At 61.2% G+C, this 22236-nt stretch carries 17 protein-coding genes; 12 read left to right on the forward strand and 5 right to left on the reverse strand.

Annotated features, from left to right (window positions below; all coding sequences use genetic code 11):
* Window positions 1–90 precede the first annotated feature (90 nt).
* Window positions 91–738: a response regulator gene (locus QOL82_RS15615; RefSeq protein WP_283443222.1), complete on the reverse strand. Its 648-nt coding sequence runs from the start codon at window positions 736–738 to the stop codon at window positions 91–93.
* Window positions 731–2146 (reverse strand): sensor histidine kinase, encoded by a 1416-nt coding sequence (locus QOL82_RS15620; RefSeq protein ID WP_283443223.1) that lies wholly within the window; start codon window positions 2144–2146, stop codon window positions 731–733. The genes QOL82_RS15615 and QOL82_RS15620 overlap by 8 nt, the downstream gene beginning before the upstream one ends.
* Before the next feature lie 385 nt (window positions 2147–2531).
* On the opposite strand from QOL82_RS15620, the gene QOL82_RS15625 reads away from it, so the two are divergent.
* From QOL82_RS15625 to QOL82_RS15675, 11 genes are all read left to right on the forward strand, one after another.
* On the forward strand, window positions 2532–4718 hold the full coding sequence (locus tag QOL82_RS15625; protein ID WP_283443224.1) for a multicopper oxidase family protein: 2187 nt from the start codon (window positions 2532–2534) through the stop codon (window positions 4716–4718).
* 71 nt (window positions 4719–4789) lie between these two features.
* Window positions 4790–5269: a hypothetical protein gene (locus QOL82_RS15630; RefSeq protein ID WP_283443225.1), complete on the forward strand. Its 480-nt coding sequence runs from the start codon at window positions 4790–4792 to the stop codon at window positions 5267–5269.
* A 48-nt stretch (window positions 5270–5317) separates the two neighbouring features.
* Complete coding sequence (locus QOL82_RS15635) at window positions 5318–6313, forward strand: SCO family protein (RefSeq protein ID WP_283443226.1); 996 nt, start codon at window positions 5318–5320, stop codon at window positions 6311–6313.
* 143 nt (window positions 6314–6456) lie between these two features.
* Entirely contained in the window at window positions 6457–6792 is a 336-nt protein-coding gene (locus QOL82_RS15640; RefSeq protein ID WP_283443227.1) for a hypothetical protein, read from the forward strand.
* A 212-nt stretch (window positions 6793–7004) separates the two neighbouring features.
* Entirely contained in the window at window positions 7005–8927 is a 1923-nt protein-coding gene (locus QOL82_RS15645) for a cytochrome-c peroxidase (RefSeq protein ID WP_283443228.1), read from the forward strand.
* 361 nt (window positions 8928–9288) lie between these two features.
* Entirely contained in the window at window positions 9289–10641 is a 1353-nt protein-coding gene (locus QOL82_RS15650; protein WP_283443229.1) for a sensor histidine kinase, read from the forward strand.
* A gap of 2 nt (window positions 10642–10643) precedes the next feature.
* Window positions 10644–12065, forward strand: coding sequence for a sigma-54-dependent transcriptional regulator (locus QOL82_RS15655; protein WP_283443230.1), 1422 nt, complete (start codon window positions 10644–10646; stop codon window positions 12063–12065).
* Between the two features lie 364 nt (window positions 12066–12429).
* Entirely contained in the window at window positions 12430–13428 is a 999-nt protein-coding gene (locus QOL82_RS15660) for a hypothetical protein (RefSeq protein WP_283443231.1), read from the forward strand.
* 533 nt (window positions 13429–13961) lie between these two features.
* Window positions 13962–14252, forward strand: a complete 291-nt coding sequence (locus QOL82_RS15665) for a helix-turn-helix domain-containing protein (RefSeq protein ID WP_283443232.1) — start codon at window positions 13962–13964, stop codon at window positions 14250–14252.
* Window positions 14252–15595, forward strand: coding sequence for a type II toxin-antitoxin system HipA family toxin (locus QOL82_RS15670; protein WP_283443233.1), 1344 nt, complete (start codon window positions 14252–14254; stop codon window positions 15593–15595). Before QOL82_RS15665 ends, QOL82_RS15670 begins: the two co-directional genes overlap by 1 nt.
* 839 nt (window positions 15596–16434) lie before the next feature.
* Window positions 16435–18069, forward strand: a complete 1635-nt coding sequence (locus QOL82_RS15675; RefSeq protein WP_283443234.1) for an FAD-dependent oxidoreductase — start codon at window positions 16435–16437, stop codon at window positions 18067–18069.
* 145 nt (window positions 18070–18214) lie between these two features.
* Here the strand turns inward: QOL82_RS15675 and QOL82_RS15680 are convergent, their stop codons facing one another.
* On the reverse strand, window positions 18215–19204 hold the full coding sequence (locus QOL82_RS15680) for an alpha/beta fold hydrolase (RefSeq protein ID WP_283443235.1): 990 nt from the start codon (window positions 19202–19204) through the stop codon (window positions 18215–18217).
* Between the two features lie 386 nt (window positions 19205–19590).
* Between QOL82_RS15680 and QOL82_RS15685 the strand changes: the two genes are divergently transcribed.
* Entirely contained in the window at window positions 19591–19887 is a 297-nt protein-coding gene (locus QOL82_RS15685) for a hypothetical protein (protein ID WP_283443236.1), read from the forward strand.
* Between the two features lie 980 nt (window positions 19888–20867).
* On the opposite strand, the gene QOL82_RS15690 is transcribed toward QOL82_RS15685, so the two are convergent.
* Together QOL82_RS15690 and QOL82_RS15695 are read right to left on the reverse strand one after the other, a co-directional pair.
* Window positions 20868–21233: a GIY-YIG nuclease family protein gene (locus QOL82_RS15690; protein WP_283443237.1), complete on the reverse strand. Its 366-nt coding sequence runs from the start codon at window positions 21231–21233 to the stop codon at window positions 20868–20870.
* An 80-nt stretch (window positions 21234–21313) separates the two neighbouring features.
* The gene (locus tag QOL82_RS15695; protein WP_283443238.1) at window positions 21314–21931 is read right to left on the reverse strand and encodes a DUF2239 family protein; all 618 of its coding nucleotides are present in this window, start codon (window positions 21929–21931) and stop codon (window positions 21314–21316) included.
* Window positions 21932–22236: the final 305 nt, after the last annotated feature.

Here is a 22236-nt window from a genome sequence, read left to right on the forward strand (position 1 = left end):
CGCATGGACGTTCCGCGGGCTTTGCCCAACCGGCTGTGCTTCCGCCGCAGGAGCGCCGCGCCATTGTCGGCTGCGACGGCGCCGGCTGCGTCAATTCCCCTTGTCGGACAGATAGCGGGACGCGAGCACCGCCGCCTCGACGCGGCTGCGCACCTGCAGTTTTTGCAGGATGTTGGTGACGTAGCGCTTGATCGTTTTCTCGGACAGGTTCAGCTCGTCGCCGATCTCGCGATTTTTCATGCCCGAACCGATCATGGACAGGATGCGGTACTCGCGCTCGGTCAGGTCTTCCAGCGGATCGGCGTCCGCCCCGCTGTTCATGGCGAGCAGCATATGCGCGGCAAGCGACGGCGTCACATAGGCATCGCCGGCCGCGACCGTCCGTATCACCTTTGCCAGCTCCTGGCTCGACACCCCTTTCAGCACATAGGCCCTGGCGCCCGCCTTGAAGGCTTTCAGCAGCTTGTCCCGGTCCTCCGAGCTGGTCAGGATCACGATCGCCGTGGCGGGGCAGGCGGCCGATATCTTTTCGGTGCTGACCAGGCCGTCCCAGCCTGGCATATGAATGTCGAGCAGGACCACGTCGGGCATCAGCTCCTGCACCATGGCCAGCGCGGCTTCGCCCGAGCCGGCTTCGCCGACGACCGTTATCTGCCCGGCGCTGCCCAGTGCATGCACGACGCCCTGCCGGAAAATGGGATGATCGTCCACCACGACCACGCGGATGTTTTCAGGCATGTTCATCGCTCCTGACCCTGAACGGCAATCCCGCCTGGATGACCGTCCCGTGCCCGGGGCAGGTATGCAGCCCGAAATCCCCGCCAAGCGCTTCAACCCGCTCGCGCATGCCCTTGATGCCGAGGTGCCCGTGCTCCGGCACCGCCTCGAGGTCGAAACCCATGCCGCCGTCGGCGATCCTGACATGCACGCAGCTGTCGTCATACCACAGCTCGACTCTCTGGTTCACGCCATTGGCGTGCCGGTACCCGTTCAGCAGCGACTCCTGCAGGATACGATACAGCGTGATCTTCACCGGCAGGATCACGTCGCGCTCTTCCTCGGGCATGACGACGTCGACCGGCATGTGGACCTTGATCTGGTAGTCATGCACCGATCGCATGACGACCTGACGGATCGACAGCGTTTCCAGGTCAGGCAGCTGCAGGCCGGCGGCGATGGTGCGCAGCTCGCCCAATGCCGCCTTCAGCAATGCGCGCACGGTCGGCGATTCACGGTCATTGCGTTCCTGCAGTTCCTGTTTCCTGGGACAGGTTTCGCAGGCGTCGCACAGGGTTTCCACCTTCATCAGCGCCAGGCCAAGGTCCTGCGCCGGACCGTCGTGCAGATCCGCGGATATCCGGTGGAGAAAATCTTCGTTCAAGGTGGTCACGCGCGCCGCGGCCAACTTCACCTTATCGTGCAGCACACTGTTCTGCTCGTTTAATGCCGTCACGAGGTCAAGCTTTTCACGAAGGCTGGCGCGCTGGGCGTCGATCATGTTGCTGCCATTGCGCACGATCTGGAAAAGAAGAACATATGCCGCGCCAAATACCGCGCCGACAATTAACCAGCTGTCCAGTTCAGCCATTTCCGCTTCGCGGTTCAGTTCTTCCGTCGTCATGAAAAACTCGGCGACTGCCAATATCTCGTCAGTTCCTTCGCGCCGGATTGGCGCATAGGATTCAATTAGCGTGCCCAAGTCGCGCAAGTCATTTTCCGGCTCATTATTCGATGGCGAAATTATTTCCGAATATATATTTCCTGCGTAGGCATCCGAGAGGCCCTCGCTAACTGGAAATGACTTTCCGAGCAATGTTTTGTTTTTGGAATAAATCAATTTTCCCGCAGGCGCCCAAAGATAAAGCGCGGCCACTTTTTTCTCCAATCCCGTGTCGACCAGAAACGAATCGAGCGCCGTGATGCTGGCCGGCGTCAGGTCGTGCGTTCCCGGCCTGAATTGCAGCCGATGGGAAAGAAGGGTATCAACATACAACGCTGCATCGCCTCCCAGACGGTGCGCCACGCCGTTCTTTACCGTGTAGCCGACCCATGAGCCGACCAGGATCGTGCACAACGCAATGACCGGAAAGCTGGCGATCAGAAATTGACTTGAAAGACGGAAATGATCAAAGGATGAAAATTTCATGATCGATTCAATCCGGATTATGAATTTTTCAGGATTAAGCAGGGGGAAGAAAGTCCAGCTTGCCACGGGACGAAAGCCCGTGAAGCCTATGGACTAAAGTCTATCCGCATTGACGACGAATGTAGCGAAATTTTCACGGTTATTTTTAAACCTGCCGAGGCTTGACTTTAATCAAAGGCGCGGGTCCGGTGAAAGCGAATCTATGTCGGCGGACTGCTTTCTTTTGTAATTCCTTCAAAACGGGAATGCGTCCCGATTTCGGCGAATATGCATCTATTCGCTGTACTTAATCGACTAACTGGCAAATGGAATTAACCTGCCGCCGGGATTTATTGGCGCGGCACGGGCATTTATTGCCTCGAATTTGTACAAGGAGGGTTGTTGCATGTACCTCAGCACGAAAGCGTCCCCCCAGCAGGTCAGGGAAGCGTTGAAGGCGCGTGAAAACCGCCAGGAAATCGTCAGGGCCTTGTCGCATGGGCAGGTGTCGCGGCGGGACCTGTTGAAGTGGGGCCTGTTCACCGCCGGCGGCATGCTGGCAATGAAGGGCGGGCTCAATCCGTTCGTGGGCAATGCATTGGCCGATTCGATTCCGACCGGGCTGCCCCTGAGTCCGCTATTCGGCGTCAAGCCGTTCAGCGCGCCGCTGCCGCGCTGCGATGTCCTGAAGCGCAACCCGGTGTCGAGCCTGAGCCCGGCGCCGACCAAGGAGGCCAACACAACCGCGACCTATGACATCGCGCCTGCGCTCGTGGGCGGCAGCACCGGCTTGAAGGGGCCGGCGGAAGGCCGCCCGCCGGGGCCGATCTGGGCGCACCAGGGATGGGAGAAATATTCGCCGCAGGTGGCCGTGGAAGTCTGGCAGCGCGGCGCGTCGGCATGCTACGACTACAACCCGCAGGTCGACAGTTCGCTGAACAATGGCATCGATCCGAAGGCCGCGGTGCCGTGCAGCTTCCATCCGCAGTTTCCCGTCCAGAACCCCGGCAACCTGTGGACCTTCGAGGGCAACGCGCCGCCCAAGCTGCTGCTCGCCCGGTATGGCGAGCCGGTGCTGTTCAGGCATCACAACGACCTGAATCCCGATATCACCAAGAATGGCGGCTTTGGCCGCAACACCATCAGCACGCATGAGCACAATGGCCATCATGGCGCGGAAAACGACGGCTTTGCCGGCGCCTTCTTTTTCCCCGGCCAGTACTACGATTACCACTGGCCGATCGTCCACGCCGGCGTCAACAGCATCAATCTCGAGGCAGCCGACGCCAGGTGCGGCACGCCGGACGGCAAGGGCGGCATCACCAAGCTACCCGGCGACTGGCATGAGACCATGAGCACCCACTGGTTCCATGACCACATGTTCAGCTTCACCGCGCAAAATGTGTACAAGGGCGTCGCGGCCATGTTCAACCTGTACAGCTCGCTGGACCGCGGCAATGAGACCATCAACGACGGCGTGAACCTGAGGCTGCCCAGCGGCAGGGCCAAGGACTGGGGCAACCTGGACTATGACGTCAACCTGATGCTGGCGGACAAAGCCTTCGATCAGAGCGGCCAGATGGCATTCGACATCTTCGACTTCGACGGCTTCCTGGGCGACACGATGACGGTGAACCTTGCGTACCGGCCTTATTTCGAGGTCGAGCGGCGCAAGTACCGCTTCCGCATCCTCAACGCATCGGTGTCGCGGTTCTTCAAGCTGGCGCTCAGCGACGGCTCGCAGATCATCCAGATCGGCAACGATGGCAACCTGCTGCCCGCGCCGGCCTACCTGTCCGAACTCGACCAGCAGGGCATCGCGGAGCGTTTCGATGTCGTCATCGATTTCTCGCGTTACAAGAACGGCGACAAGGTCTACTTTGTCAACCTGGCCGAGCACCAGGATGGCAAGCGGGTGGCGAACGATCTGTCGCTGACCGAGGCGCTGTCGGGCAAGTCGCCCGACCCCTGCGTCGGCCGCTTCCTGGAATTCCGCATCGCCCGCAATGCCGCCTATCCGGACACCAGCCAGGTGCCCAGGGTGCTGATTCCCAACCCCGACCTGTCGAGGATACCGGTGGCGCGCGAACGCACGATCGAGTTCGGCAGCGGCGCTGCCAGCCTGAAGACCTCGACCGCTGCGTCCGGCCCGTGGGGCTCGAAAGTGGATGGCGGCGCCATGCTGGCGGCGGACATCGGGCGCGTGTCCGCGGCGCCGAGGGCGGGCACCCGGGAAATCTGGACGCTGAAGAACGGCGGCGGCGGCTGGGACCATCCGATCCACATCCATTTCGAGGAAGCCCAGATTCTCGCGCGCGACGGCAAGGCGAGCAATGTGCCGCTGTGGGAAAGGGGCCGGAAAGACGTGTTCCGGCTGCGCCCCGGCGGGTCGATGACGATCACGCTGCAGTTTCGCGACTGGGGCGGGATGTTCATGGAGCATTGCCACAACACGGTCCATGAAGACAACGCGATGCTGCTGCGCTGGGAGATCGACGATTCCGGCTCGCCGTTCCTGAGGCCGCTGCCGACGCCGATCCCGACGCCGCAGGGCGTCACGTTTCAGGCCAGCGTGCTGCCGAACGGCGCCTAGCAGGCGCGTCCGGCGAGGCCTGCAGCCAACGCAATGCAATGCAACGCAACCGTCAAAGACCGAGGTTCATCATGAACATGCACCGCTTCCGCAGCAGCCTGTCCAATGCCGTCCCGCCTGCCTTGATGGCAGCCGTGCTGATCGCCGCGCCGATGGCGGCCCAGGCGATCACGTCCATCCCGCCGACGTCGGTCGCAGTCAGCGGCAACGTCTCCGACGCCGCCGAAAACGTCAAGTTCAACGGCAACATCGCGGTGGAAGGCAAGGTCATCGACGACCTGGTCTTCAACAGCCCGCAGGTGCTTGAACTGGTGATCGACTTCAGCAACGTCAAGGGGGTGGGCAACAAGACCGGCAAGCAGTACGTCAACAGCGCGCAGGCCATCCTGCACCGCCCGCTGAAGTCGAAAGACATCGTCGAGGTGACGCTGCCGTTTTACTCGGAGAGCGACCCGGCGGACTCGCGCGCCGTCATCGCGTCGTTCGAAGTCTCGTTCAACGGCGCCAACAACGTGAAGATGAAACTGGACTTAAAGCCCGCCAAGTTCTAGCCGGAATGGCGACGCGGCCGGCGGCTTCTTTTTCGATGGGAATAGCACATGAACTTACCGACATTTCAACGAACTGTGCAGCGCTGCCGGCACGCCGGGGCGCTCGTCCTTGGGCTTGTCGTCGCGGCCGGCGGCCTGGGCGCAGGCGCCGCGTCCGCCGCGGCCAGGTGGGGCGCAGACTACTTCCCCGACGTGACGCTTACCACGCATGAAGGCAGGCCGGTCCGGCTTTACGATGACCTGCTCAAGGGGAAAGCCGTGGCCATCAACGTGATCTACACCAGCTGCACCGACGAATGTCCGCTGGAGACGGCGCGAATGGCGGAGGTGCAGCGGCTGATCGGGCAACATGCGGGCAAGGACGTGCTGTTCTACTCGATCAGCATCGACCCCGAGCATGACACGCCTGCGGTGCTCAAGGCCTATGCCGAGAAGTTCAATGTCGGACCGGGCTGGCTGTTCCTGACCGGGAAGAAGGACGACATCAAGCTCGTGACCCGCAAGCTGGGACTGTCGCGCAGCAGCGACGCGGCCAATCGCGACGGCCACGCCAGCAGCCTGATGCTGGGCAACGAGCCGGCCGGCCAGTGGATGCGCAATTCGGCCGTCGACAACCCGCGCTTCCTCGCCGCCACCATGGGCAACTTCTTCGGCTGGGCCAAAGATGCGCCGGCTGCCAGCTATGCCGCCGCACAGGCGCTCGACGTGACCCGCGCGCAATTCACTTTCCAGAGCCGCTGTGCGGCATGCCACACCATCGGCGACGGCGACCGGATCGGGCCGGACCTGATGGGCGTGACGGAACGGCGGGAGCGGGGCTGGCTCGATCGGTACCTGCGCGAACCGGAGAAAGTGCTCGCCGCCGGCGACCCGACCGCCAAGGCCCTGTTTGACAAATACCGCCAGGTCCGCATGCCCAACCTGAAGCTGGGCGAAGAAGACGTCGATGTGCTGCTTGCCTATATCAAGACGGCAAGCGCGCAACGGACGCCGGCCGCGCCATCGGCGCGGCAAGCGCACGGGCACCAGCACCACCACCACTGAATGACGAATGGCCGCAGCGCCGTCCAGGGCACGGCCTTCAAGACACAGCATGCCGTCGCGCGGCAGGAAAGGCCGCACGGCGGCAGAGCTGCCTGATGCACCGGGCACCGAATGCAAAACCGCTTTTTTGAAGGAGATGCCACATGCAGGCTGACCGCGAACTCGACGGACACGGACGGGCAGGCGAATGCGCGCGGTCGATTGCGCTTCCGAATTCACATGGCGGTCCGGGCAAACGCGCCGCACCGCGCAGCGTTCGCGCTGTCGCCGCGGGCGTGGCGCCTTCCGCCCAGTGCGCATTCCCGATAAGCCTCGTGCTCGCCGTGACGCTGCCGCAAGCGGGCAGCGGGCCGATTGCACCCGGCGGCGGCGTCATTCCGGCTGGCGGCGCCATCGCCACCGCGGGAACAGTCGAGTTCAGCGGCGCCCGCATCAATCCGGACAACGCTTCGGCCGCCGTGACGATCCAGGCCAGGTAACCCTTGCAATGCAACGGGAAGCGCCCGCCAGGCGCGCGGTCCATTGCCTTGCCTTTTAACTGCAGAGAGAAGAAACAATGACCTTGTCCACGCCCCTTCTTACGCTTTCAGCGAGGCGCTTGCGGAACCATCCGCTGCCTTCGGACCGGCCTTCGTCGCGCGGTATACGCGCTCTTGCCGGCATCCTGGTTACGTTCTGCCTCGGCGGCGCCGTGTCTGCCGAACCTGCCGTCAGCGCGCTGTCCCTCAAGTCCGTTCCGATTCCAGGCCCGTCCCATGCGCTGTTGTCCCAGTTCGTCGCCGACAAGACCGCTGCCATCCAGCTCGGCAAGGCGCTGTTCTGGGATGCGCGGGTCGGCAGCGATAACAAGACGGCTTGCGCGACCTGCCACTTCGCCGCCGGCGCCGACACGCGCGTCAGGAACCAGGTCAGCCCCGGCCTGCTGCGCCTGTCGCCGGGACCGGACCGGACCTTCCAGCTTGGCGGTGCGCCCAACCACAAGCTTTCCGCCGATGACTTTCCCTTCACCAGGTATGCCAGCCTGAACGACGCCGGTGCGCGCCTGTCGGACCTCAACGACGTCGCTTCGTCGGCCGGCGTATTCACGACGGCGCAGGACGGCCTTGTCACGGTGAGCAGCAGCGGCGGCCCGGACAACTGCAGCTATGTGGCCGACGACGTAATCGGCCATGGCGGCGACGGCTTCAATATCGGCGGCGTGAACACCAGGCGCGTCGAACCGCGCAATTCGCCGTCGGTGATCAATGCCGTGTTCAATTTCCGCAACTTCTGGGATGGCCGGGGCAACAATGTGTTCAACGGCGGCGACCCGTTCGGCGCCCGTAACCCGCAGCCGCTGGTCTGGAAGCGCGTCAATGGCGTGATGGTGCGCGTGCCGGTGCTTCTGCCTTCGTCGTCGCTGGCGTCCCAGGCATCCGGCCCGCCGCTGTCCGGGACCGAAATGAGCTGCCGCAACCGGGCGTTCGTGATGCTGGGCCAGAAGCTGCTCGACCAGGACATCCTGGCAGGGCAGGCCATCTCGCCGAACGACAGCGTGCTCGGCAAGCATGCGAAGTCGAACCGGCCCAGCTATCGTCACCTCGTGAAGCAGGCATTTCGCCCGGAATGGTGGAACGCGCCGTCGACCGCGCGCTTCACCAATGCCGACGCGCGGGCGGCCGCCTCGATGGACCTGGACAAGCCGGCGCAGTTCCGGCAGGCTTTCGGCGTCGACGTCGGACAGGCCGAGCTGAACTTCAGCCTGTTCTTTTCGCTTGCGATCCAGCTCTATGAAAGCACGCTGGTTTCCGACGACACGCCGTTCGACCGCTATGTCGCCGGCGACAGCAAGGCGCTGGACGAAAGCCAGAAGGCGGGCCTTGCCATCTTCATGGGCAAGGGACGCTGCATCAATTGCCATGGCGGCGCCGAACTCAGCAATGCATCCTTTCGCAACGTGACGAGCCAGCGGCTGGAACGCATGGCGATGGCGAACGGCGCGAGCAAGGTCTATGACACCGGCTTCTATAACATCGGTGTCCGGCCCTACGGCGAAGACGTGGGCGTGGGCGGCACCGATCCCTGGGGCCAGCCGCTGTCGGAAAGCATGATGGCGCTGAGCAGCCTGTCCAAGCTGCTGGGCAATGACTTCAGCAGCGCCCGAAACCCGGCGCCTGCCGGCCCCGATGACGTCAGCGTGATGGGCGCATTCAAGACGCCTGGCCTGCGCAACGTGGAATTGACCGGCCCGTATTTCCACAATGGCGGCAAGTCGACGCTGATGCAGGTGGTCGATTTCTATAACCGCGGCAGCGATTTCGCCGCTGAAAACCGGTCCTACCTTGCGCCCGACATCCAGCCGCTCGGCCTGACGGAACCGGAAAAGATGTCGCTCGTGTCCTTTCTCGTTTCCCTGACCGACGAACGCGTGCGCTGGCGGAAAGCGCCGTTCGACCATCCGTCGCTCTGCCTGCCGCAGGGGGCAATCGGCGATACGCTGTGGGTCAAGCCGGATGCGGCAAATCCGGCGAACGCTGCCGACGACCTGTCCGGCGCATGCATGGGCGAAGTGGGCGCGTCCGGAAGCGGCGCGCCGCTCGGCACCTTCCTGTCGCTGCCGCCGGGCCGCCATTGACCGCGTGGCTGGCGGGGAGGGGCACCATATCGTCGAAGGCGACCGGGAACCGGGCCCTTTGCCACTGCCTGTCCGGCGGAGCAGCCTGGAACGGCGCGTCGGACAGAAAGACGAGGGGAGCAGCACGGTCGGCGCAGTCCAGCGGCAAGCATGCAAATGGCGGACATTGGCACGGTTGGCCTGGCCAGGCGGTCATGCCTGGCCAGGCCGCGAACCCCGATGAAACGCGGCAGCGCGATCAAACCGGTGCGCCAGGGCGCGCAATCAGGACGTTTTCTGCAAGCATTCTTGGCATATCTCAATTTCCCGTTGCTGAAGCTCACTGATAGTGGATTGCTGGAGAAGAAAGCGAGGGATTCGGATGGGAGTCAAACCCGGGCATGCATCAGGCGAGCCATATCAGTTCAAGCGCCGCTTCCTGTGCGTCAGCCTGCTCGTCATTGCAGTGGTCACGGTCCTGTCATCCATCCTGCTGTCGCGTTTTCTCTCCGCAAGGCTGCTGATGCAGGATGCCGAAGCGATGCGTGCCTTTGTGCACGGCATCGTGGTGGTGGAACAGGCGAGCGACTATTTCCTGGGCGAGCGGGACCAGGATGAAAATATTGAGGAATTGTTCAAGCACATCGCGTCCATGCCGGACGTCGCTCGCGCCAATGTCTATGGGAAAGACCAGCGCCTGCTCTGGTCCAGCAATCGCCAGATCATTGGGCAGCGGTTCGACAGCAATCCCGAACTGGAAGAGGCGCTGGCCGGAAAGCTGCTGATCAAAAGCGGCAAGGTGGGCGACCATGACAAGCCCGAGCACGTCGCGCTGGGCAACGAGCAGTTGCGCTTTGTCGAGATCTATATTCCGGTCAGCCAGGGCGAGACGGGCAACATCATTGGCGCCGTCGAGGTCTACCGGCTTCCTTACGCACTGTTCGCCACGATAGACCAGGGCCAGCGGATCATCTGGATCAGCGCCATCCTGGCCGGCTTTCTTCTGCTCGCGGCCGTCTACGGCATGGTGCGGCGGGCCGACCAGGTCATACGCAGCCAGCAGAGCCGGCTGGTGGAGACCGAGACCCTGGCGGCGCTGGGGGAAATCGCGTCCGCGGTGGCCCACGGCATACGCAATCCGCTGGCCTCCATCAGGTCGTCGGCCGAACTGTGGCATGACTCGAGCGAGCCTGGCGTGCATGAGTCGGCGCGCGACATCATGTCCGAGACCGATCGCCTGGAAAAGTGGGTAAGGGAACTGCTCACCTATTCGCAGCCTCTCGAAGACCAGATGACCGCGCTGAGGCTGCCGCCCATCATCCATGAAAGCGTGACCAGTTTTGCGCGCGAGTCCGAGCGCCGGGACGTCCGCATCAAGGTGCAGATCAACGAGTGCCTGCCGCCCATTGCCGGCGATCCCGCACTGCTGATGCAGGCCTTCAACAACCTGATCGCCAATGCGCTTGAAGCGACCGGGCCCGGCGGTGAAATCATCATCAGCGGCGCTTCCGTCTCGAAGCACGTCGAACTGGCATTCACCGACAACGGCGCCGGCATTGCGCCTGAGCGAATGGCCCAGGTGGGAAACACCTTTTATACGACCAAGCGCAAGGGACTGGGCGTGGGGCTCGCGCTGGTGCGGCGCATCGTCAAACGTTTCGGCGGCACCGTCGTCATCGCGAGCCGGCAGGGCGTCGGCACCACCGTTACACTTTTTCTTCAGCGCGCATATTAATCATGTCCCATGACGTCCTGATTATTGAAGATGAACCCATCCTGGCCAAGAACGTGAAGGCTTACCTCGCACGTTATGGCTACGACTCCATGCTGGCGTTCAGCGGCGAGGAAGGACTGAACGCAATGAACAGCTTCCAGCCGGGCGTGGTGCTCCTGGACTATCACCTGCCCGACATGAATGGCTTGCAGGTGCTGGAACAGCTGCGCAAGCGCGAGGCCGGCATCAAGGTCATCATGATCACCGGGCATGGCAGCGTGCAGGTCGCCGTGCAGGCCATGAAGGGCGGGGCCTGCGACTACTTGTCCAAGCCCATGATCCTGAGCGAGCTGAAGCTGCTGGTCGACCAGGCAATCGATCGCGACAAGCGTGACATGAACCACGTCTATCCTCACGAACAGCCTGCCGGTCACCAGGGCCTTGAGCAGATGATAGGGACGTCGCTGCCCATGATGGACCTCAAGGACAGTCTGCGCCGCCTGATTGCGGCGGAACATGTGCTGGAGGATAACGACGCACCCTCGGTGCTCATCGTGGGGGAAACCGGCACCGGCAAGGAACTGGTGGCGCGCGCCCTGCATTTCGAAGGCAGGCGCGGGTTGCAGCCATTTATCGAGATCAATTGCGCTGCCATGCCGTCTCATCTGCTGGAAGCGGAGCTGTTTGGCTATGAGCGCGGCGCTTTCACCGATGCGAAGGCGCGCAAGCCGGGGCTGCTGGAAGCAGCCGACGGAGGCACCTTGTTTCTCGACGAGATCGGCGAAGCCGAACTGTCTTTTCAGTCCAAACTGCTGAAGGTCCTGGAAGAGAAGAAGCTGCGCCGCCTAGGCAGCCTGCACGAGATTTCGGTCAATTTTCGCGTCATCGCCGCCACCAACCAGGATCTCGAACTCCGGGTGCAGGAGGGAAAGTTTCGCTCCGACCTCTATTTCCGGCTGTGCACGATGCCGCTGAACGTGCCGCCTCTGCGCGAGCGGGGGCATGACGTGCTCCTCCTGGCCAGAAATTTCCTGAAATTGCACGGCGCGCGTTATCGCAAGCCGGACCTGTTTCTCACTCCCGGTGCTGAAATGGCCCTGCTGGACTGGCCGTGGCCTGGCAATGTCAGGGAATTGCGCAACACGCTCGAGCATGTCGCCCTGATGGCGCGAGACGATGCAATTGGCGAGGGCCAGCTGGCGAAGCTCATCTCGCCCGCAGCCGTGCACATCGGGACCAGACCGCCGGCATGCGCCGCCGCCGGGCCGGTGGCTGGCCACCGACCTGCGGATGAATTGAACCTGGAAAAGCTGGAGCGCGATTGCCTGGTGCGCGCGCTGCAGAATACCGGATGGAATGTCACCCAGGCGGCAAAGCTGCTGGGCTTGTCCCGCGATACCTTGCGCTACCGGATGGAGAAGCACGGCCTGAAAAACGTGCAATGAGCTTGCCAGGCTAACGATGAAACCCGGGCGTTCCAGGCCGCTCCCGCAAGCGTGCGGCGATGGTTGGAGAGTGGATTCGCCCACGCCTGCGCAGGATGATCGGCCGTCCTGGCCCGGAAATATGCGTTCCCCCGCATTAAACGGGTCATATGACCCGGTCAAATCCCCCATGCCACTGCGTCATTTGACGCACTTGCCCGATAAGCCCTTCCGGGTTTCCTTTATAAAACAATAACCTATGAAAAATGGTTAGCTGTTTGCAGCTTGGCATATCCATTGCAATACGTTAATGCGCTTCCAGCAGGAACAGTCCCGAGACTGAACTGCAAAAGAGCTTCCTTAACTTGAGCAAAGGATAGGTCCCATGATTACTTCCTCTAATTACAGGCAACTGAACGCGCTGGACGATGAAAAAGGCTCCGGGCGGTGGTCACGCTGCGCTACGGCAGCGGTTGTGTCGTCTTTTTGTGTAATGGCGGGAATGGCAAACGCAGCCGATTCTGCCGGGTGCGAGGGTGGCGGATTTACCGTTTTAAACCGGAAGGCTCCCCAGGACCTCGATGTGGCTGCAAATACGATTCCGTCGGTGATCACGGTCAGGGGCAAATACGTTGAATTCGATATCGATGCCAATACCTTCGCCGTGCGGAATTATGTTTTGACCGGCGCGCCGAATCCTGCAGATATCACCGGCGGCGTGCGCACGGACGTTTTTCAGAGCAAGGTGCCGGACCATAAGGGTCTGTTCCTCAACAGCGCGGTGGAATTAAGGCTCAGGGAAACGGAGCTCGTTATTCAGCGGGAAGGGCCGGGACTGACAATGAAAGTCCAGGCCAAGGATTGCGCCCAGGGTGGCATTTTCCAGATGGAAGTGGAGCGCGACGACCAGGCACGGACCTTGTTCACCCACACCCTGGCGCCCTCTGCGTTTTACTTCGACAACCGTAAATTCCGTGAGCGGGAAGGCGCTACGCTTTCCTACAAGGACACGACCGTGGTCGTCACGCCTCGGGTCAACTTCGCCAATGACGTTTCAAGGAAGTTCGTTGGCCGCGACAGTCCGCAGGTGGCAGACCGGGTGCCTCATCCCGAATGCACCAACAGTATCGCCACGCGTACTGGAAGGCCAGTAGATGTCCAGCACTGCGGCGGCGTATCGCAGTGGCTCGTGGCAAGCGGCGGGCGCATGGGGCAGGTCATGGGCGAAGACTCGGTGGAAGTCGCTCCGCCGGCCACCGTTTGCACACGCAAATGCCAGGCCCAGAACCGTGTCCGCGGCCAAGCCGTTGTCCTTGGCTTTCCGTTTCCAGTGGCTGAGCCGGACCGGCTGAAGCCACGTTCGCCAACTATCCCGTTGCGCTGACATGGGCGCCGCGGGAAATTGGTAAAGGAAGACGGAGTGCGCAACTGAACAATTGTCTGGGCATCCGTAGGTGGAAAGAAGACGCCCCTGGCATTGCCTGCCGGGCGTCTTTTCCGTTCAACGCCGGGCAATGCGGTTTTCGGAGCTGCTGCCACCTGCGCGCCGCGTACGCTGACGGATGCGGTTGAATGCGCGCTGGCAACTGGACTAAGGGTAAGTGCGCCATGGCCGGTGGCTGTGATTAACGATACGCCGCAGCAGTCGAAGGCTGCTTGCTGCCGGCAGCATTGCCGTGTCGCGGAATATCGGCGCGCTGGCGTTCATCCGGTACAGAATGGGTTGGCGGCCATTGGTCGCGACCGTCGAAATCCCATCCGGCTGGCACTTTGGCCAAACTTTCGTGGAAGGTATGCTTGATCAAGCATAAAATAATTTTATTCTTTATCAGGCATATATTGTATTTATGCTTGATTCGGCATAGCATGACTTCATTACCTGATATGCATCATCGCGAAGGATAGGACTGCGGCGTCATGAAAACCAGTATCACTACGTCCGGGCAACTCGGCCCGCTACTGAAGAAACTCCGGGTTGAAAAGGGGCTGTCCCAGGAAGCGCTTGGCGCCAAGATTGGTTTGTCGCAGGAGCGTATCTCGCGCATCGAGAGCCGGCCCGAGTCCGTGACGTTGGACCAGCTTCTGACCGTCCTGATGGCGCTGGACGCCGCGCTGGCAGTGGAGCCGCGCCTTTCCCTCGAGGATCAGGCGCGCTCGTCGGTCCCGGCTTCCGCTGGCCTGCGCACCGATGACGAGGAAACCTGGTAATGGCCGGTCGTCCTTCAAAAACACGCCGCCTCGACGTCTGGATGAACGGGCAGCTGGTCGGCCAGTGGAGCATCGCGGCAAACGGCGTTCAGCAATTCGCCTATGACGCAAGCTGGCACGACAGCCCTGCGGCCCGGCCGCTGTCCTTGTCGCTACCGCTAAGCCTTGGCACGAAAGCGGTGAGCGGCCACGCGGTGGCCAGCTATTTTGACAACCTGCTCCCGGACAGCGCCGTCATTCGCGCCCGGATCGCAAGCCGTCACGGAGCCGCCTCGGACGAAGCGTTCGACCTGCTGGAGAGAATTGGCCGGGACTGCGTCGGCGCCGTGCAACTGCTGCCGGCCGGGAGTTCGCCGCCGGACGTGCGGCAAATCACCAGCCGGCCCCTGGCTGCTGCAGAACTCGAGGCGCATCTGGAAGCCGTGGTCGGCGGCGTCGACCTCGGCATGCCGGCCGAAGACGAGTTGCGCATCTCACTGGCTGGCGCACAGGAAAAGACGGCTTTTTTGTACCACGAGGGCGGCTGGCATTTGCCCCAGGGCGCAACGCCCACCACGCACATTTTCAAGCTGCCGATGGGCGATGTGGGCATGGTCCGGGCCGACTTTTCCATGTCGGTCGAGAACGAGTGGCTGTGCGCGAAGATCATGCAGGCCTATGGCCTGCCGGCCGCCGACTGCGAAATCGGCCAATTTGGCCGGTGCAAGGTGCTGGTGGTCGAGCGTTTCGACCGCCGGTGGATGCACGCTGGCTGGATTGCCCGGCTTCCGCAGGAAGATTTCTGCCAGGTCTTTGGACGCGGCTCCGGCCAGAAATACGAGGAAAAGGGCGGGCCTGGAATGAACGACATCCTCGACAAGTTGCGCGGCAGCGTGAACGCCGAGCAGGACCGCAAGCGATTCCTGACCACCCAGCTGCTGTTCTGGATGCTGGCCGCACCCGATGGACACGCGAAGAACTTCAGCATTCGATTGCTGCCCGGCAGCGCGTTTGAGCTCACGCCGCTTTATGACGTGATGTCGGCTTGGCCGGTCATCGGCAGGGGGCCGCGGCAGTTTCAGTGGCAAAAACTGAAACTAGCCATGGCGGTGCGGTCGAAGAATGCGCATTACCGGATGTCGGATATCCAGCGCCGGCATTGGAACACGGTCGCCAAGCGCAATGCGATGGGCAGCGACTTCGAGTCCGTGATTGAAGACCTGCTCGCAAGGACGCCCGGCGTCGTCGAGGCCGTCGGCGCCCAGCTGCCACAGGGTTTTCCCGCGCAGGTCGCCGGACCGATCTTCGAAGGGCTGCTACTTCAGGCAAAGCGATTGGGCAATGCGGTGCCGGCGGGGGATTGAAGACTTCTCCGTTTCCTGGACGCCGGCAAGCCTCTCAACACGCAGCTTCTTAGTAGGATGAGAGCCTTCAATCAACATATGTCCCCGTGTGGTCACATTATCATGCCTTTAGGTGTAGACCTCGCCCGTCGCCAGGAAAGCGCTTATATCAAGCGTAACGCTATCACGCCTATTGTCGACGGTGCGCCGTCGAGAGCGCCGTACGGACAGGGATGTATTAAAGCTCCTTTGCGGCGGGGGAAGCTCATCCGTGTTGTCTGAAGCGCATGCGCTGCTGTGGATTCGTCTATCTTTGACGGGGAGGCCACGCGTCTGTGGTACATCGGGCCAGTATGATGTTTCGCAAACACTGCGGAGCAATCAGGTGAAGAATTTCTCCCATCGGCCAACAGGAGATGCGGTAAAACGCGTCTGGCGATGATCGGCAGTCGCTTCAAAGGGTGTGGTTCAAAGGAGCGTGTACTTCCAGCGGCGTATCCGCCTCTCGGGGTCGGTATGGGTAGCTACTTTGAGCGCCGCTTGAACAGCGCCGGTGTTGATGGTCGGCGATCTGTGCGCCCATGAGCTAGACAGCGCCGGGGATGCTGCTCGCCCGCCTTCCGTATTGAAGCTGCGCGTGAGCAGTAGCAATATAGGTACAGCTAACCCTGGCGATACAGGGCTCTCCGCCGCCGATCGACGGCGTGCCCACGCCAAGCTGCCGCTGGTTCGGCGACCGCAATCATGCCCCGGTCTTCGAGATGCCAGGGACATGGGCGGAGGCTCGTCACGTAAGCCAAACGCGTGGTCGCCGCGGAACCTTCACCAACGTCGGCAAGTGGCTGAATCTGGAGGCGATTATGAAAACGGACGTTCTCATTGTCGGCGCCGGCCCAACTGGTCTGATGCTCGCCAATCAACTCGTCAGGCGCGGGGTCAAGGTAACTATCGTCGACCGCAATCCCGGCCCGTCGGTGCAGAGCAAGGCGCTGGGGGTGCAGGCGCGCACGCTGGAGATCTACGCCTATCTGGGCATTGCGGAGCAGGCCGTTACCCTGGGCAGGCGCGCCTCCGGCGCCAGTATATGGATCAAGGGAAGGCGTGCGGCGCGGGTACCGCTGGGCGATATCGGCGCGGATATGAGTCCTTATCCCTATCTGCTGATCCTGGGGCAGGACGAAAATGAAAAGCTGCTTGGCGAAGCGCTGCGTGCCCAGGGGGTATCAGTGCTCTGGAACACGAGGCTGGTTGACCTCGTGCACTTGCCGGACGGCGTTCGGGCAAAACTCGATCAGGAGAACGAAACAACGATCGAGATCACTGCACGCTGGGTCGCCGGTTGTGATGGCGCGCACAGCACGGTGCGCAGCGCATGCAATATCGCATTTACGGGTGCGCCGTACCAGCATGTGTTCTATGTCGCCGACACGCGCGCGACCGGCTCCATGGCTCCGGGCGAGCTCAACGTATACCTGTGGCAGGGTGGCTTTCACCTGTTTTTCCCGATGCGAGGCAACGATCACTGGCGCGTGGTCGGGATTGTCCCGGCCGCGCAGCGCTCGCGCGACCAGCTCGTCTTCGGGGACATTGCGCCGTTCATTCGCACCGAGGTGAACGCTGCCGACAACGTCGCCGGCCTCGCATTCCAGAGCTGCACGTGGTTCTCCACCTATCATGTACATCACCGACGTGCGGAGCGGTTCCGTGATCGACGCTGCTTTCTCCTGGGCGACGCTGCTCACATTCACAGTCCGGTTGGTGCGCAGGGCATGAACACCGGCCTGCAGGATGCCTATAACCTGGCGTGGAAGCTCGCGCTGGTGGTAACAGGTCAGGCAGATGAAGCGTTGCTCGATTCCTACGAAACCGAGCGCATCCCGGTTGCCGACCGGCTGCTCCGGACCACCGATCGCGCATTTACTTTCCTGATTTCGCCGCATTGGCTGGCGCGATTTTTTCGGATGCAGGTTTTCCAGAAGGTCATTGCATTTGCCATGCGCTATGCACGTACCCGCATGCTGGCATTTCGCACGATTTCGCAGATCGGGATCCGCTACGCGAACAGTCCGCTATCCCGCATGCTGGCGCACATTCCGAAAGGCGCCCCTGCGGCCGGCGACCGTTTTCCCTGGCTGCACTTGAAATTTTCGTCCGCGGGCCCGGCGGAAGACCTCTTTCGGAAACTGGACGACACCCGGTTCACCCTGCTGCTGTTCGGACAGGCATTGCCTGGAGCCGGCTTGCCGGATGGTTCTTCAAGGCTAATGAGCGCCTATTCAATCCCGGATGATCCGACCAACGATCGGGCGTTGGCGGCAGCACGCATTTTGAAGCCTTCGTTTTATTTGCTGCGTCCCGATGGGCATATCGGCCTTGCCGGAAGCGCCCTGGATGGCACGGCACTGTCCAGCTATTTCAATGACCGCGTCAAGATCCGGACCGGTTCCACCGGTCGAGACCACTGGAACGAGATGGCGCCCAACCTACGCCAGTGACGCCAGGATGGTGACGTGCCCCGGCGGTTGCGGAGAGTGCCCGATACGGGGCAGGCAGGAGCAGTCCCGGCTTTCAAATCCCGCCCAGTACCGCGTGGCCCATTGCCTTTACCGGTCGGAGACCGCTCGCGAAGGATGACGCCATCTACGCCGCTGCCGACGCAATAGCTTCCAGCACCTGCTCCGGGGCGACGTGGTGAACCATGTGGCCGGCGCCGGGAACCAGAACGAGCTTGCTATGTGGAACATGGTCATGCAACCGCTCGGAATGTATCTTCGTCGCCACGTGCATGTCATGTGTTCCTGCCATGATCGTTATCGGCATCCGTAGCTCCGCGTAACGCTGGGCCAGCCAGAAGGCTTCGGACGTCATCAACGCGGTTTCGACCGCGCTGGCGAGAATCTGCGACGGACGCAGGGTCATCCATACCGGGAATTCGGCTTCCCATCGTGCGGTAGGCAGTGCCGGACTGAAGAACTTCTGGATCAATGCCGGCCAGATCAGCCGGCCAATGAATGGCGAGACGGTAGGGCGAATGACGTCGCCGAAGCCGGGAATCGACGGGGGAGAAAGGAGAAGGACATCCATGCGCGGGACCGGGTAATAATATCCCGAGAGCAGGACCAGGCTCCGCACACATTCCGGGTGTTCGAGCGCAAGCGAGGTCGCCACCATCGTTCCCCATGAATGACCGACGACGATCGCCTGCTCGATACCGAGCGCCGTCAGCGCCTTGGAGAGCAGATCGGCCTGTTCCTTCGATGTCCATGCCTGTCCGCGCGGTCGTTCGCTATAACCGTAACCGGGACGATCGAATGCCAGCACCCGAAAATTTTTTGAAGCGAGACCGAGAAGGGAGCTGACTTCAAACTCATATGCCATCGTGCCATTTCCATGCAGCATTACCACGGGAATGCCGGCGCCCTGGTCCAGGTAGTGAAGGGAAATGCCGTCGACTTCGATGAACCGGCCAGTCGGCGGGTTTTCGTGTTCGGTCTTATTGGTCAGATATTGCGAAAGCATGGCTGACGGCGTCCAGGCGACGCCGGAAGCAATCAGTGCAGACGCATTCGCAAATGCACGTTTATTACCTACTATCTCGGCAACCGCGCCTGTCAATGTATCCGAAACCATTTTTTCTCCGAAAAACTGCGTGTCATTAAATCGTGAATTGAAAGCCGGAATTGATTGGTAAGACGATCAATACCCTGATAACCGGTCTTGCTTGGAACAGCGTCTTCGTTTCCGTCAGCGATTGCAGCGCATCCGCACACGCCATTCAGGAGAAGAGCGCACCGATCTACCCAGCGAACGGTTAAGCGAGTAACAACCGCGTTAGCCATCACTTGGGACATTTACTGCTTGCAGAAGGCGACAACGGCAAGATGAGCGCCAAGCCTTTTAGCAAAGGCAGCGTTCAATTCACACAGCGTAACTTATTATGCTGCGACGCACCATTCTTGGACGCCCACATTACGTGTAGTCCGATTCCCACATAAACAGGGACGGCGGAATGACCGGTGCATGATTGCAAATACCCTGCAGGTGGCGTGCTGGTTTTCCCGCAGCGCCTACCCGGCAAGGGACACATGCCAAGTTGGCCGGTCGCATTGTATTTCGAGGAGTTAGAGGGACAAACAATGCAAGAGGCAAAGGCCAGCTGCATTTTGCTGCAAAATCCGCATCGCCAGACGCCGTTCAGTTTGGGAACGAGGTGCAGCTCATTAGCATTGATGGTGCAAAACTTAATTGCGTCGAAGATGCCGGTGAATTGCCCGCAAAAGAAGCGGTTGCCTCCCAGCCAGGCCAAGCTGTGACGCGGTCTATTCGAGGCCAACCGGCGCAGCGAAGCGCATGCGTCCCGCTTTGAAGGGAAAAACGCTTAGTGTTGACGAATCAACCGCGGCGTCGGCGGACAAGGTTCTTGCAGCCTGAGAGACAGAGAAAGCACGCTCTCTGCTGATTTACATGAATGCCAGGACGTCGACGGTGTAAGCGGCCAGACCTTGACCGAAGCCCGTGTTGTTGCTCTTATCCAGGAAGATATTCAGCGTGCCAGTGTCAGCAGCAAAACCAGGTCGGTACGGCCGGTCGTTGCATTGGTCGTATAGGTGCCGTTAGCCGAGTACAAAGCGTAGAGGTCATATTTGCTGCTGAGGCCACCCTACTAAAGTTTGTTTTTTGAGAAATCATCGACAGTCGATGGGATGGGCCGGACCAGCAGCACTGTCCATCCCATCAAAATGCGGTGCATTTGCGTGGAAAATGCACGTTGCAGCCAGCTGGCCAAGCGCGGCCATCGATCGCAATCGCATCGGTTCAGGTCGGACTAATCGTTATCACATGACAGGCGCCTGTCTTGCCGGTGGAGACGTGGGTCGATACAGGTCATCGACCTACCGTAGCTGCCAATCGCCTCCCAATCCGTGTGCCCGGTCCATTACCTTTTTGTCGGACCGTAATTGCAGCGGATGAAAGAAATTCTCTAGGGCTATCCGTTGCTGCGGTTTTCAACTAGCTCCAACAGCTTTCGGTATGCAATGTCGCGAAGGTCGCTTCATTGTCGGCCTGCTGCGCGTACGCGCTCTACAAGCTGCAGGTGAAGGCATGCAACACCTCGATCGCGCCGGGGGACGGCAAATGTTTTGCCCGTATCCCAAATGCGTGACGGCATCGAGGATGCACCGCACTGTTCTCCGGCCGTCGACAATTGTGCGTTACAGGATGCTGGCTTGCATCGCAACGACAGATCGCTCGAACCTGACGCAGCGGCTTGGCCTGGCTCGGGTTGCTCTAATTATCCCGCCAGCGCTGTTCTCTCGAATTGCTCGCGATACAACTGTTCGAGGAGGCGCAATTCCATCAGGCAGTCGAAGCCGGGGTCATCGTTTTCCTTTATCAGCGCCACGATTTCGAATGTGAAGCGTTCAGGACCGCCACGGTCCCATGCCGCTTGCAGCGTCTTGTTCGTATGCGAGCGCATGCGCAGTTCGAACTGCGTGCGGTTCAGTGCACCGTCGACGTTGCGGCTGGCCCCAACCAATACCGCGCCCGTTTCATTGTCGCGAATGGTATAGATGCCCATGCGTGGAAATGCGTCGCGGGCCTGACGCGCAACCTGGCGCCGAGTGGCAGGCGCAACCTGGTCTGGTTTGTATGTCATCGCTGGTCCTTTCGTAAGGAAATATTTCGATGCTGCTAAATTGCCTCTGTTAACCTGCCCTAACAGGAGGAAGGCAAGGATCAGTTTTGTCCTTGCTCGCTCACGCCCGTGGGAACGGCCAGGCGCAATACGTACGCCAGGACATCGGCCGGCCATGCCCGTGCTTCGATGGCAAGCGTGGCCAGCCTGCCGGCAAACAGCGCGCGGCTGGCCTCTTCAAAGCCGGGAAGGTTGCCGGCCAGCGCTGACATCGCCCGGTAGGCGCGGTCATGCGCAAGTCGCTGGTCCTCGCGACCGGCGCCGGTCTTGCGCGCTTCGTGCACAAGCTTTCGCAGGGCAACGGAAGCGCCGCCGGGTTGCAATGCCAGCCAGTCCCAGTGATCCGGCAACAAGGTTACTTCGCGTGCAATCACGCCAAGCCTAGGCCGCCCCCGCGCCTTGACGACCGGCTTTTCGCGATCATCGGACGCCGCCTCCACGTCAGCAGCGGCATGTTGATCGTCGGGGACAACGCTCTCCGGCTCATTGAGGTTGAAATCGACCTGCTCTCCGCTGGCGTCACGGAACACGATCGGCATGGGGCGAGCATCCTCCTGCGCCAGGCTGCGCAGCATTGCCGCAACGGCGTTAAGGCTTCCTGCGGCAACGCAGCGGGAATCGAGAAAGGCGGTGTAGGTAGAGGCGGGTCCGGAAGTCATGGCGGCACCAGATGTTTAGATGGGCTTATTTTACCCGGGTAAAAATAAATGCACAATATTACCCGGGTAATATTAGAACGAGTGCCTGCTGGTCCGGCTCCGTGTCGGAACGCATTCAATGCATCGAGCGTTGGCATTAACTACCGGGGTGCGGCGAGGGCATCCTTTCCCGCCAAGACTTTTGTGAGGGATTAAGGACCTGAGAGCAAGTAACGACGTTCGGCGGATAAGCCATTGGACGCTTTCGAGACGCGCTAATCGGAACGGGCAGGCGAGTTGTCCCGCCCCCATTCCAACCGCCCTGG

The sequence above is a fragment of the Noviherbaspirillum suwonense genome (genome assembly GCF_900182955.1).
In the GTDB taxonomy this organism is placed as follows: domain Bacteria; phylum Pseudomonadota; class Gammaproteobacteria; order Burkholderiales; family Burkholderiaceae_D; genus Noviherbaspirillum_A; species Noviherbaspirillum_A suwonense.